Below are 13,411 nucleotides of genomic sequence, written 5' to 3'. Positions count from 1 at the left end.
ATCCGCTGATCCGGCCACGTCTACGCCGGCGACAGCCCGCTGACCCTCACCCCGCCAACTGGAACCTCGCCACCACTTGGCTCAGGCGCGCGGCCTGTTCCTTCAGCGCCTCGGCCGCGGCGGCGGACTCCTCGACCAGCGCGGCGTTCTGCTGCGTCATGCCGTCGAGCTGCGTCACCGCCGCGTTGACTTCCGACAGGCTCTGCGTCTGTCCGCCGGTGGCCGAGGCGATCTCGCGGATCAGCTGACTGACCTGCGTCACCGCGTCGACCACCTGCGTCATCGTCGACCCCGCGTCGCCGACGGCGCGCGAGCCGGTCTCGACCTGCTCGACCGAATCCGCGATCAGCGACTTGATCTCGCGCGCCGCTTGGGCGCTGCGCTGCGCCAGGCCGCGCACCTCGGACGCGACCACCGCGAAGCCCCGGCCCTGCTCGCCCGCGCGGGCCGCCTCGACCGCGGCATTGAGCGCCAGGATGTTGGTCTGGAAGGCGATGCCGTCGATCACGCCGATGATGTCGGCGATGCGCCGCGACGACTGCTGGATGCCCGCCATCGTCGAGACGACCCGCCCGACCATGTCCCCGCCGCGGCTGGCCACGCCGGCCGCGTCCTGGGCGATGCGGCTGGCCTCGTCGGCGCTACTCGCGCTCTGGCGGGCGGCATCGGTCAGCTGGTGCATCGCCGCCGAGGTCTGCTCCAGGCTGGACGCCGCCTGCTCGGTGCGGCTGGAGAGGTCGAAGCTGCCGTTGGCGACCTCGCGGCTGGACTCGGCGATCTGATCGGCGCTGGCGCGCACCGTCGACATCGAGGCATGCAGCGCGTCGCGCATCTTGCCCAGCGCCCGCAGCAGGTCGCCGAGCTCGTCCCGGCGAGACGCCGCGGCGATGTCGCGCAGGTCGCCGTCGGCGATCCGGTCGGCCGCGGCCGAGGCCGCGCGCAGCGGCAGCGTCAGGGACCGCGTCAGCAGCCAGCCGACCAGCGCGCCCAGCGCCATGGCGACGGCGACCAGCGTCCAGATCGCGGTCAGCACGACGCGGTAGTCGGCGCGCGCCTGCTCGTGCGCGACATGGGCACCGTCGGTGTTGATCTTCACGAGTTCCGCCTGACGCTGGGTCGCGCCCCGGAACGCGGCGCGTGAATCGCCGCGCAGCAGGGTCACGGCCTCGTCCCGCTGACCGGCACCCAGCGCCGCCACGTAGCGCTCCTGCGTCGTGCGATACGCCTGGACCTGGCGTGCGAGATCGTCGAAGACCTGCCGCTCCTTGTCGCTGGAGATGAGCTTCTCGTAGGTCGACAGCAGACCGGGCAGCACGCGCCATTGATCGGTGAGCCGCGCCGCCTCGTCCGCGATCGTCTTCGGATCGCCGCCGACGAGCATCTGCAACTCCGCGCGGCGCATCTGGTTCATCGATTCGCCCATGGCGCCGAGCGTGCGCGTGCTCGGCAGCCAGTTGGTGGCCAGGTCCTCCACCTTTCCCTCGACCTGCGCCACGCGGCTCGCCGAGAAGGCGCCCATGGCCAGCATCAGCAGCACCAGCAGCGCGAAACCCAGACCGAGCCGCATTCCCACCTTCAAGTCGGACAGCATTCCCATGTGATCCTCCCTTCGGCGCCCGTTGTGGCGTCGCCCTCGGAAGCTAGCACCTGTCCGGCGGCATGCACAGCCCCGGTGACAGGGGGCAGCACCGGTCGCACCCGGGGTGGAACGCGCTCAGGGTGGAACACCCTCAAGGGGGAACGCCAGGGGGAACAACGTCGGCGGCATCCGGCTCCGGAACGCTCGCGGGGAGGTCGGCGGGCGACGGCAGGGTCGGGAGGTCCGGGCGGACACCCGGCGGCAGGCGCAGCCAGTAGCGCCGACGCGTCGCCCGTTCGCAGTCGTCGACCGGTGGTGACCAGCGGTCGCTGCGCCAGCGCCACGCGCCGCAGTCCACCGTGTTGAGCAGCAGCGCGTCCGCGGCGAGGTAGCGCGCCACGACGTCCGGCTTCGGATGGCCGAAGCGGTTCAGATAACCCGACTGAACCGCCGCCACGCGCGGCGCAACCGCCCCCACGAACGCGACCGTCGACGAGGTCCGGCTGCCGTGGTGCGGCACGACGAGGACCTCGGACCGCAGGCCGTCCCCGCCCTCCTCGCGCACCAGGCGCGCCTCCTGCGGCGCTTCGATGTCGCCGGTCAGCAGCACACGCCGGCCGGACGCCTCGACGCGCAGCACGCAGGAACCGGCGTTGCGCCTGGTCTCCTTGCGCCTCTGGCCCGCGCCATCCGGCTCGCCCGGCTCACCGTCGGCGATCGGCCACAACACCTCGAAACGCACGCCGTCCCAGGTCCATCGCTGTCCGCGCCGGCAACCCTCCCCGCCGGGCACGGCGCCGAGCCGCCGCTCGACCGGCATCCCCGCGAGCAGGCTCGCGGCGCCGCCCACGTGGTCCTGGTCCGCATGGCTGACCATCAGCAGGTCCAGTCGCCGCTCGCCGAGTCCGTGCAGCAGCGGCAGCAGCACGCGCTGCCCGGCATCGGAGCCCGGCCCCCACGACGGGCCGGCGTCGAAGACCATCGTGTGGCCCTGCGTGCGCAGGATCGTGGCGCCGCCCTGGCCGACATCGGGTAGCCAGAGGTCGAGGTGCCCCGGCGCAGGCCGCTCGATGACGGGCCAGAACATCGGCACGCACAGCGCGAGTCCACCCAGCCGCAACCGCCATGGCCACGGCATTGCGAGCACGGCACCGCCGACCAGTCCCAGCACCTGCGCCCACGCCGTCGGCCACGGCAGGTGCCAGACCGCCAGCGGCAGGACGCGCAGCGCTTCCAGCATCGCGTTCATCAGCGCGACGCACCACGCGCCCAGCGTCCACAACGGCGGACACAGCGCGCCGAGCATCGCCAGCGGCGTGATCACGTAGGACACCAGCGGGATGGCGAAGGCGTTCGCCACCAGGCCCACGATGGACAGTTGCTGGAACAGCAGCAGCGTCAGCGGCGCGAGGCCGAGCGTCACCACCCACTGCGTGTGCCAGGCGTTGCGCAGCGCGCCGCGCCAGCCGGGATCGGCGCGGTGGTCCGCCGCCATCAGCAGCGCGACGGCGACGAACGAGAGCCAGAAGCCGGCCTGCGTCAGCGCCCACGGATCGGCGGCGCAGACCCCGGCGGCGGCGGCGCACAGGCTCGTCGGCCACGGCCAGCGCGCACCGGCCTGACGCAGGAGCGCGAGGATCGCGAGCAGCCCGACCGTGCGCTGTGACGGCACGCCCCAGCCGGAGAACAGCGCGTACAGCCCGGCGGCGACCACACCGATCCACATCGCCGCGCGCGGCGCGGGCACGCACAGGCACAGCCGCGCGCTGCGCCGCCAGGCCCAGCCGGCGGCGGCGCCGGCGAGCCACGCGAACATCGTCACGTGCAGCCCGCTCACGCTGAGCAGATGCGACACGCCGGCATCGCGGTACAGCCCCCAGTCGGCGGCATTCACCGCGCCTTGATCGCCCAGGCTCAGCGCGGCGAGCACGCCAGCGCCGCGGCGGTCGCGCCGCTCGCTCAGCTGGCGGTCGATCGCGTCGCGCATCGACTGCCGCAACGCGTCGACACTGAAGCCGCTGGCCGCCAGTCGCTCCTGTCCCTTGCTGCGGCAACTGCCGGCGGCCGGCAGGTCCTGGTCGAGCATCCACAGCGCCTGATCGAAGCCGCGAGGATTCATGAGGCCGTGCGGACGGCGCAGCTTGACGTCGAGGCGCCACCGCTCACCGGCGCGCGGCGGGAGCGGCATCTGATAGCAGGACAACAGCACGCGCGGCGGCGCACCGGCGCTGACCGCGGGCGGCTCGACGTCGAGGATGAAGCGCCAGCCCTCGACGCCGCCGATGCCGTCGGTGCGCTGGGGAAGACTGCCGATGCGGCCGGTGAGGGTCATGACCTGGCCCTCGCGGTCGGCGGCCGGCACCTCGGCCATGCGCGCGCCGGCCCGCGCCGCGGTGAGCCCGGCTCCGGCGATCGCCGCGAGCAGCGACCAGGCCAGCCAATGCGTCGTCCAAAGCGTCGTCCGGTGGGTGGTCCAACGGGTGGCCCAACGGGCGGCCCGCAACACCATCGTGAACACCAGCATCACGGCGATCGCGGTCCCGGTCCGCCAGGCGGCGGGACCGGGCAGTTCCGGGAGGGCATGGACCAGCCCCATGCCCAGCAGGGCCGCGAGCGGGACGAGTGTCCAACGCCAGGCCGGGGTGTAGGATTCCCGGCGATTTTTTCCACTTCCGCGCAGATCCTCATGAGCACTTCCGTCTACGACCGCCTGACCCAACTCGGCATCGAACTTCCGCCGGTGGCGGTGCCCGCCGCGGCCTACGTGCCGTTCGTCCGCACCGGCAACCTCGTGTTCCTGTCCGGTCATATTGCGAAGAAGGACGGCAAGCCCTGGGTGGGCCAGCTGGGCAAGGACACCGACACGAAGACGGGCCAGCAGGCCGCGCGCGCGATCGCGATCGACCTGCTGGGCACGCTGCACGCGGCGGTCGGCGACCTGAACAAGGTCAAGCGCGTCGTGAAGCTGATGAGCCTGGTCAACAGCACCGGCGACTTCACCGAGCAGCACCTGGTGACCAACGGCGCGTCCGAGCTGATCGGCGAGGTCTTCGGTCCCGAGAAGGGTGCGCATGCGCGCAGCGCCTTCGGCGTGGCGCAAATCCCGATGGGCGCCTGCGTCGAGATCGAGCTGATCGCCGAGATCGCCGACTGATGCGTGCGCTGACCCCCTCGCGCGTGCTGGCCTTCAGCGCGCTGGTGTCGCTCGCCGCCGTGGCGGCCGCGTTGGTGGCGCAGTACCAGTTCAACGTCAAGCCGTGCCCGTGGTGCGTGATGCAGCGGGGGATCTTCCTGCTGATCGCCGCGGTCAGCGTGCTGGGCTGGGTGCTGCAGCGCGTCGGCTTCGTGCGCGTGCTGTCGCTGCTGCTGTCGGGCGCGCTGGGCGTGGCGGGGCTGTTCGCCGCGGGTTACCAGCACGAGGTTGCCTCCAAGCTGGCCAGTTGCGACATGACCTTCGCGGACCGCGTGCTGACGATGTTCAAGCTGGAAGATCGGATCCCGAGCATCTTCATGGTCACGGCCAATTGCAGTGAAGCGTCCGCGTACACGCTGCTCGGTCTGCCCTACGAGATCTGGAGCGGCGCCCTGTTCACCCTGATCGCGCTGCTGTGTCTGCTGACGCTCAAGCGCGGAGCGGTGCATCGTCGGTGAGACGACCGTCGATGTCTTTGAGATCGATCAACCTGTCGGGAGTTCCCACATGAAACGAGTCACTGGCATCGGCGGCATCTTCTTCAACGCCAAGGACCCGGCGGTCCTGCGCGACTGGTACCGGACGCACCTGGGCGTCGATGTCCAGCCGTGGGGCGGCGCGGCGTTCACATGGACCGACGACGCGGGCCAGCCCACGGGCGGCTCGACGATCTGGTCCATCGGCGCGGCCGAGGGCGGCGACGGCTTCGGGCCGAACAAGGCGCCCTTCATGATCAATTACCGGGTGGCGGATCTCGCGTCGCTGCTGAAGGCGCTGCGCGACGAGGGCTGCAACGTCCTTGAGAAGACCGACGACTCGGAGTACGGCAAGTTCGGCTGGGTCATCGACCCGGAAGGCAACAAGGTCGAGCTGTGGGAGCCACCAGCGGGGCAGTGAGGACCGTCGGCTGACGCCGGCCGGTCACCGCCTCGTCACACCCTCCCGGCAGCATCGCGGGCTTCGCCTTTCTGATCTCTCCGGGAGACCCGCATGGACCGCCGCCGCTTCCTCCACGCCAGCACCCTTCTGGGTGGCGCCTCGCTTCTGACGCTGCCCGGCGCGCGGGCGCAGGCCCCCGCCGTCATCACGCGCGACGCGATGCGCCCGCAGATGCCGCACGGCATCCAGTCCGGCGATCCCATCGCCGACGGCGCCATCGTCTGGACCCGCGGCGACCGCCCGAGCCGCCTCTGGCTCGAGTGGTCCACCACCGCCAGCTTCGCCAACCTCCAGCGCGTGCGCGGACCGCATCTGCTCGAGGACTCCGACTTCACCGGCCGCATCGACCTGCGCGGCCTGCCCACCGGGCAGGAGATCTTCTATCGCGTCGTCCTGCAGGACCTGCACAACGAGCGCGTGCTGTCCGAGCCCGTCGCCGGACATCTGCGCCTGCCGGCCGCCTTCGGCGCGAAGGGCCTGCGCGATGTCCGCTTCGCCTGGAGCGGCGACACCTGCGGCCAGGGCTGGGGCATCAACGAGCAATGGGGCGGCATGAAGATCTATGAGCAGATCCGCCGCATCAATCCCGACTTCTTCCTGCACAGCGGCGACACCATCTACGCCGACAGCCCCATCCCGGCCGAGATCAAGCTCCCCGACGGATCGCTCTGGCGCAACGTCGTCACCGAGCAGACCAGCAAGGTCGCCGAGACGCTCGACGAGTACCGCGGCCGCTACCGCTACAACCTGATGGACGCCAACGTCCGCCGCATGTCGGCCGACGTGCCGCAGATCTGGCAGTGGGACGACCACGAGGTCACCAACAACTACTCCGACAGCAAGGACCTCTCCGGCGACGCGCGCTACACCGAGAAGAACATCCCGCTGCTCGTCGCCCGCGCCACCAAGGCCTTCCAGGAATACGCGCCGATGCGCTGCTTCGGCGACGTCGAGAGCGAACGCATCTACCGCCACCTGCCGCAGGGGCCGCTGCTGGACGTCTTCGTCGTCGACATGCGCAGCTACCGCGGCCCCAACAGCGCCAACCTCCAGACCGAGGAGAACGCCGACAGCGCCTTCATGGGCCGGCCGCAGATCGCGTGGCTGCTCGAAGGACTGAAGCGCTCGAAGGCCGTCTGGAAGGTCATCGCCGCCGACATGCCGATCGGCCTGCACGTCAACGACGGCAAGGACGCCGAGGGCCGCGACAAGTGGGAGGCCATCGCCAACGGTGACGACGGCGCGCCGCGCGGCCGCGAGCTGGAAATCGCGCGCCTGCTCAGCGAGATAAAGCGCCACCAGCTGCACAACATCGTCTGGCTCACCGCCGACGTGCACTACACCGCCGCTCACTACTTCGATCCCGCCAAGGCGAAGCACACCGACTTCCTGCCCTTCTGGGAGTTCGTCTCCGGCCCCTTGCACGCTGGCGGCTTCGGCCCCAACAAGGCTGACGGCACCTTCGGCATGCAGGTCGCGTATCAGAAGGGGCCAGGCATTGCCAACGCCGCGCCGGCGCCCGACACGCAGTTCTTCGGCCAGGTCGACATCGACGCAAAGACACGTGCGATGACGGTCACCCTGAAGGATCTGGAGGGCTCGACCCTCTACAAGAAGACGCTGGAACCGAAGCGCGCCTGAAGCTCGTTGCAGTCCCCGGCAGCAAAACCGGGCAAGTACGGTGATGGTTGGGGACGGGAGGTCGAGGGGTTTTGGCGCTTGACGCCAAGGCCCCTTGACCTCGCGGCCAACGCACGATCCTCAGCAGGAAGGCAGGCAGGCAGCCTCAAACCCGCTCCATCACCCGCAACACGCCCTGCATCGGCGGCAACTGCGCCACCATCGACACCAGGTCGCGGATGCTTTCCGTCGCCGTCTTCGCCCGCACGCTCGCGATCTGCGTGCGCACGGTCGAGATGGCGACCCCGTGGCGATGCGCGATCTCTTGCGGTTGCAACCCGGAGCAGAGCGACTGCAGCACCTGCAGCTCCGCCGCCGTCAGTTGATGTTCACGCGCGAAGGCGAGCATCGGCAGTTCCCCGCACAGGTTGCGTTTGCCGAGCACGACCATCGCCTGCGACGGCCGGCCGTGCCCGTCCTGCAGCGGCAGCACCGACAGCGACAGGCGCCCCGGCCCGCGCCCGAGACAGATGAGATGCCGCAGCCCGCGCTGCACGTCGGCCAGCGCGCTTTCCAATCGCAATTGATCGTTGCGCTGCGCCGCGATCAACTGACCGTCGACGATCTGCAGCGGCGACGTCTCGTCGAGCTGCCGCCGCGCGGTGCTGTTGGCATAGAGCAGCAGCCCCTCGCCGGCGACGAGACAGACCCCGAGGTCGATCTCTTCCAGCGCATGGCGCCACCACCGATCCGGCGATCCGCGCCGGCGTTCCGGCCCTCGATAGGCCATCAGCCGACCCAAGTCCGGGGTCCTCCCCAACATTCCGTCCATCTCAGCCTCCCTGATCGGGCCATGCGTGGATCGCCGCCCTCGACTGCGCACGGTCTTGTCGCCGTGATCGATGTGCGGGGCGTCGTCGAGATGTTAGGAGAACGTCAGGGTCTTGCGTAGCAGAACTCGACCGGCGGCGCCCCCTAGGGTTGGGGGAGCGGGCATGTCGGTTTCCGGGCCGATTTGCCGGGAGCCCGCCGGATCGCGGAGAAACCCCTATCCATCGGGGTCGTCTGCGATCCACGATGGTGCGTCAGGACATGAAGCCGAGATCCGTGCCGGCGAAGTTGCCGATGTTGGGCAGCACCGTCCGCAGCTCGGAAGGCGGCACGCCCATCCACAGCGCCAGCGTCGACGCGAGTTGGTCCACCGAGGTGGTCGGCAGCAGCCGGCCCTGGCCGACGTCGTCCGGCCCGTTGACGCTGACCGACGGCGCCGTGCCGTAGAAGCGTCCGCCCTTGACCGCCCCGCCCATCACCAGGTGATGCGCGCCCCAGCCGTGATCGGTGCCGTCGCCGTTGCTGCTGAGCGTGCGGCCGAAGTCCGACGCGGTGAAGGTCGTGACTTGGTCGGCCATGCCCAGCTCCCGCAGCGCGGCGTCGAAGCTTGCCATCGCCCCGCCGACCTGCTGCATCAGCGCCGGATGGCGCGTCGTCAAGCCGTCATGCAGGTCGAAGCCGCCCAGGCCGACGAAGTAGACCTGCCGCGTCATGCCCAGCGAGGAACGCGCGGCGATCAGGCTCGCCACCATCTTCAGCTGTCGCGCCAGCGCGTCCGCCGCGAAGGCGGTGGACAGCGTCGCCCCGCCGGTCAGCGCGGTGCTCAGCGTCGTCTGCAGATCGATCGAGCGGGCGGTCACGCGGTTGAGCTCCGATTCCATCGGATGGGTCCGCTCCTCGGTGATCAGCGCCCGCAGCAGTTTGGCGCAGGAGGTCGACCCGAACACCTGGCTGCCGATGCCGGTGATCGGCTTCTTGCCGCCCGGGCCGGTCAGGTACTGGAACGCGGCGTCGCCGGCCTGGAAGACCGCGTTGCCGTAGACATTGATGCAGGTCAGCCCCGCGCGGCCGTTGCCCGACAGCATGAGGTCGGCCATGCGACCGCCCCACCCGGTCCGCGCGCCCTCGACGTTGGAGGACTGCCAGAGGCTGGACTGGTCGTTGTGGGAGAACAGCTTGGGCGGCGCCGGCACCGCGCCGGACTTGAACTGCGCCAGCGTCATCGGCGCGGTCAGCGTGCCGATGTTCAGCATCACCGCGAGCCGGCCAGCGTCGAAGACGGGCTTGATCGCCGAGAGCCCCGGCGCCAGCGCCATCTGGCGGCCGTCCGGCAGCGCCACCGTCGGCGCCAGTGCGGTGGCCGCGAGCGCGTCGCGTCCGATCGCCAGCGTCGGGCGGATGGCCGTGTAGGCCTGGTGGCTGACGGCGTCGTACGGGATCACGGTGTTGCCGTGGTCGTTCCCGCCGTACAGGAACACGCACACCAGCGCCTTGTAGTCGCCGCCCGTCGTCGCGGCGGCGGCGTCGCCGATCGCGGCGAGCTGCAAGGCCCACGGCGCGGCGGCGCCCACGGCGGACGCGACCGAAGCGCGCTTGAGGAACTCGCGACGATGCAGCGAGGACAGCTTGGACACATGAGCCACGGAAGTTCTCCGGTGAACGTCGCCGCAGGGCGACGTCGTCATTTCTGGATCTGGTATTCGGGGCAGGCGAGCAGCAGCATCCAACCGGCTCGGGCGCGGTTGATCTTGCCGTCGTCGGTGTTGGCCGCGATCGTCGTGACCGCGGCCGCGATGCGCTGCTGCGTCGCGTCGGAGACCGCACCGCCGCCGAGCAGCAGCGCCTGCCGCGCCACCATCGCGCGTGCGTCGGTGGAGAGCGCCATGTCGTCCGTCAGGTCCGGCTTCGCATCGCCCTGCCCGGTCGTCAGCAGCGTCTGCATGAAGTTCAGGTAGCCGGTGACCGTCACCTCGTTGAGCAGCTGGAACTCCGGCGCGGTGACGCCGGTCGCCGTCATCGACGAGTTCGGCGGCACGTAGCCCGGCCGATAGAAGTTGAAGACCGACGGGCTGAAGAACGGACTCTGGCCGAGCCGGGTCTCGGGGTCGCTGGTCTCGGGGATGGTCCACTGGCCGGCCGAGCTCAGCTTGACCGACCTCGCCACCTGGACGAAGCGCAGCACCGGCTCGCGCAGCTTGCCGGAGCTGCTCACGCCGGCCTCGATCAGGCGCGCCTCGGGATCCAGCAGCACGGCGCGCAGCACCGCCTTCAGGTCGCCGCGCACCCCTTGGCCGTTGTTGTTGAACACCTGCGCCACGCGCTGCACGTAGGCGCCGCTCGGGTGGGAGCAGACGAAGCGCTGAATCAACTGCCGGCCGAAGAAGGGCCCGACGTTCGGATGATTGGCCAGCGTGTCCAGCGCCTGGCGCAGCGCGGTCGGGCCGTCGACGCCCGCGGAGATGGTGCTGCCCAGCACCGACTTCGCGCCGCTCGAGAAGTTGGCCGCGTTGTGCACCATCGGACGGCGCATGAAGGAAGGATCGGCACCCGCGGCGTTCGCGGTGTCGAAGTCCCATCCGGTGAAGGCGCGCGCCAGCTGCGTGACCGTGGTCTGGTCGTAGGTCTCGATCGGCCGGCCGGCGGCGGTCTGCACGGAGCCGTCCAGGTTCAGCTGCACCAGTCCGATGGTGAACAGCTGCATCACCTCGCGGGCGAAGTTCTCGTCGGGCTGGCGGCCCTTGCCGTCGTCGTTCCGGCTGCCGCGCATGGCCAGGAAGGTGCCCATCGCCGGCGACAGCGCCACCGCCTCCAACAGGCCGCGGAAGGTGCCGAACGCATGGTCCTCCAGCACGTCCGCGTAGGCGGCCAGCATCATCGTCCGCCATGGCAGCGTCGCGCCCACGGCGGAGACGACGAAGATCTCCGACAGCGCCAGCACCATGCGCTGCCGCAGTTGGTCCGGAGAAGCGATGAGCTTGCGCCACACGCTGTTGGGGAAGCCGTCGAAGTTGGCGTTCTTCCTGGCGTCGGTCGCGTAGCCGTTGCGCGTGAGCCAGTCCCAGTGCGACTCGGTGCGCGGTGCGAGGAACTGCAGGTCCAGCCAGTTGTTGTAGCCGACGGACTTCAGCGTGGCGATGTCGGCCTCGCTCGCGGCGAAGCCCGCCTGCGCGAGGAAGCGCGAGGCCTGGGCGTCGTTGGGCAGCGGCAGGACGATGCTCGCCGCGGGAGCGGGCGACGGGGCCGGTGCGGGGTCCGGCGCGGGCGCGGGTGCGGGCGGGGGTTCAGGAGCAGGCGCTGGTGCCGGCGCAGGCGTCGGGCTCGGCGCCGTCGAGGGCGCTGGAGCGGGCGAGCCGTCGGGCGTCTGCCCGGAGCCGGACGGGGCTGCGGACGAATCGCCGCCGCCTCCCCCGCCGCCGCAGGCGCTGAGGGCAGCGGCAGCAGCCGTGACGGCTGCGGAAGACCAGGGGAAACGGAACATGGTGGGGGTGCGTCGTTACTGCTGACGGCCGCGACTCTAGAGAGTCCCGCCCCCGAAATCAGCATCCGATCCGCAACAGCGGAAAGGCCCGGAAACGCATCCGGTTACCGTGCCGTTCGACCTCGACAGTCGCCCGTTTCCCCCGTGATCATCGGCGCTCCCGACGATCGACCGGTATTTGTTCCGGCTTCCTCGAACGGCCCGTGCGACTTCTCACGACCTGACCCTCCGGTCCCGTCCCGATCCCGTCGACGCGGTCCCGACGCGTCCTCGATCCCCGGTCACGCCGACCTCGCCCGATGTAATTGGCGCGTACAAACCGGCCAGTCCCGGCGATCGCCGCCGAGATGTTCGAAATCAGGCCGCAAAGAGCCCGAGGTCTTTCTGGTTGAAGTTCACGATCCCCGGAAGGATCCCCGGCAGGTCGGTCGCGGGCACGCCCATCCACAGCGCCAGCGTCGCGGCCAGCTGGTCGACCGAGGTGGTCGGCAGCAGCCGGCCCTGGCCGACGTCGTCGGGACCGTTGACGGCGACCGTCGGCGCCGTGCCGTAGAAACGACCGCCCTTCACCGCGCCGCCCATGACCAGGTGGTGGCTGCCCCAGCCGTGGTCGGAACCGTCGCCGTTGGAGCTCAGCGTGCGACCGAAGTCGGAGGCCGTGAAGGTCGTGACGTTCTGGGCGACGCCGAGCTCGACCAGCGCCGCGTCGAAACTCGCCATCGCGCTGCCGACGTTGCCCAGCAGCACCGGCTGCTGCGACATCAGGTTGTCGTGCAGGTCGAAGCCGCCGATCGACACGAAGTACACCTGCCGCTGCACGCCCAGCGAGGCGCGGGCGCCGATCAGGCGCGCCACCGTCTGCAGCTGGGCCGCCAGGCCGTTGCCGTTGGTCTCGAACGGCGTCTGCAGCGTGGTGGTGGACAGCGCCGTGGTGATCGTGCCCTGCGCATTGACCGAGCGTGCGGTGACGCGGTTCAGCTCCTGCTCCATCCAGTGCTGGCGCTCGCCGGTGATCATGCCGCGCAGCGCTTCCGCACACGCGGCGGAGCCGAACAGCGAGCGGTTCGCGCCATTGATGGCGACGGCGCCGCTGCTGCTCATCTGGTACTGCACCGCCTGGCCGCCCGACATGAAGACGGCATTGCCGGAGACGTTGATGCAGCTGAAGGTGGCGTTGCCGTTGCTGGACAGGAACTGGTCGGCCACGCGACCGCCCCAGCCGGAGGTCGCGCCTTCGGGCCGCGACGATTGCCAGAGGCTGGACTGGTCGTTGTGCGAGAACAGCTTGGGCGGCAACGGCACGTTGGCGGCCTTGTACTGGGCGAGCGTCGTCGGCTGCATCAGCGGGCCGATGTTGAGCATCACCGCGAGCCGGCCCGCGTCGAAGACCGGCTTGAGCCGGTTCATCGTCGGCGCCAGCGCCAGCTGCCGGCTGTCGGGCAGCGCGAGGGACGGCGTCAGCGCCGTGGCGGCGAGCTGATCGCGCGGGATCGCCAGCGCCTGGCGGATGTTGGCGTAGGCCTGGTAGTTCGCCGTGTCGTACGGGATCACCGTGTTGCCATAGTCGTTGCCGCCGTACATGAACAGGCAGACGATGGCCTTGTAGTCGCCCGGCGCGGCGGCCGCGGCGGCCTCGCCGATGGCGGCCAGCTGCAGCGCCCAGGGCGCGGCGGTGCCGGCGATGGAGACCGCCGAGGCGCGCTTGAGGAATTCGCGACGGCGCAGCGAGGGAAGCTTGGAGAGGTGGGTCATGGTCGGCACTCCGCTCACG

The 13,411-nt window shown here is 70.4% G+C and carries 10 protein-coding genes; 4 read left to right on the top strand and 6 right to left on the bottom strand.

Annotated elements, in window-relative coordinates; translation table 11 throughout:
- Positions 1-46: 46 nt before the first annotated feature.
- Both AC1VNM_RS01895 and AC1VNM_RS01890 read right to left on the bottom strand, forming a co-directional pair.
- Positions 47-1,597 (bottom strand): methyl-accepting chemotaxis protein, encoded by a 1,551-nt coding sequence (locus tag AC1VNM_RS01895; RefSeq protein ID WP_483105675.1) that lies wholly within the window; start codon positions 1,595-1,597, stop codon positions 47-49.
- A gap of 133 nt (positions 1,598-1,730) precedes the next feature.
- Positions 1,731-4,175: a DNA internalization-related competence protein ComEC/Rec2 gene (locus AC1VNM_RS01890; RefSeq protein ID WP_483105674.1), complete on the bottom strand. Its 2,445-nt coding sequence runs from the start codon at positions 4,173-4,175 to the stop codon at positions 1,731-1,733.
- Between the two features lie 90 nt (positions 4,176-4,265).
- Here AC1VNM_RS01890 and AC1VNM_RS01885 point away from each other — a divergent pair, with 90 nt between their 5' ends.
- The 4 genes from AC1VNM_RS01885 to AC1VNM_RS01870 all read left to right on the top strand — a co-directional run bounded on the left by AC1VNM_RS01885 (position 4,266) and on the right by AC1VNM_RS01870 (position 7,352).
- Positions 4,266-4,733, top strand: coding sequence for a RidA family protein (locus tag AC1VNM_RS01885; RefSeq protein WP_377156260.1), 468 nt, complete (start codon positions 4,266-4,268; stop codon positions 4,731-4,733).
- Positions 4,733-5,230 carry a disulfide bond formation protein B gene (locus tag AC1VNM_RS01880; RefSeq protein ID WP_483105673.1) on the top strand — a complete coding sequence of 166 codons (498 nt, stop codon included), beginning with the start codon at positions 4,733-4,735 and terminating at the stop codon, positions 5,228-5,230. Before AC1VNM_RS01885 ends, AC1VNM_RS01880 begins: the two co-directional genes overlap by 1 nt.
- Before the next feature lie 49 nt (positions 5,231-5,279).
- Entirely contained in the window at positions 5,280-5,669 is a 390-nt protein-coding gene (locus AC1VNM_RS01875; protein ID WP_377156263.1) for a VOC family protein, read from the top strand.
- 93 nt (positions 5,670-5,762) lie between these two features.
- Positions 5,763-7,352: an alkaline phosphatase D family protein gene (locus AC1VNM_RS01870; RefSeq protein WP_483105672.1), complete on the top strand. Its 1,590-nt coding sequence runs from the start codon at positions 5,763-5,765 to the stop codon at positions 7,350-7,352.
- Positions 7,353-7,497: 145 nt separating this feature from the next.
- Here the strand turns inward: AC1VNM_RS01870 and AC1VNM_RS01865 are convergent, their stop codons facing one another.
- The 4 genes from AC1VNM_RS01865 to AC1VNM_RS01850 all read right to left on the bottom strand — a co-directional run bounded on the left by AC1VNM_RS01865 (position 7,498) and on the right by AC1VNM_RS01850 (position 13,392).
- Complete coding sequence (locus AC1VNM_RS01865; protein ID WP_483105671.1) at positions 7,498-8,163, bottom strand: helix-turn-helix transcriptional regulator; 666 nt, start codon at positions 8,161-8,163, stop codon at positions 7,498-7,500.
- Positions 8,164-8,416: 253 nt separating this feature from the next.
- Complete coding sequence (locus AC1VNM_RS01860) at positions 8,417-9,805, bottom strand: DUF1501 domain-containing protein (RefSeq protein WP_483105670.1); 1,389 nt, start codon at positions 9,803-9,805, stop codon at positions 8,417-8,419.
- 38 nt (positions 9,806-9,843) lie between these two features.
- Complete coding sequence (locus tag AC1VNM_RS01855; RefSeq protein ID WP_483105669.1) at positions 9,844-11,640, bottom strand: DUF1800 domain-containing protein; 1,797 nt, start codon at positions 11,638-11,640, stop codon at positions 9,844-9,846.
- Between the two features lie 357 nt (positions 11,641-11,997).
- Positions 11,998-13,392 carry a DUF1501 domain-containing protein gene (locus AC1VNM_RS01850; protein WP_377156270.1) on the bottom strand — a complete coding sequence of 465 codons (1,395 nt, stop codon included), beginning with the start codon at positions 13,390-13,392 and terminating at the stop codon, positions 11,998-12,000.
- Positions 13,393-13,411: the final 19 nt, after the last annotated feature.

This window comes from Mitsuaria sp. MSU3D, assembly GCF_056867975.1.
This window is presented reverse-complemented; position numbering and strand designations above follow the sequence as displayed.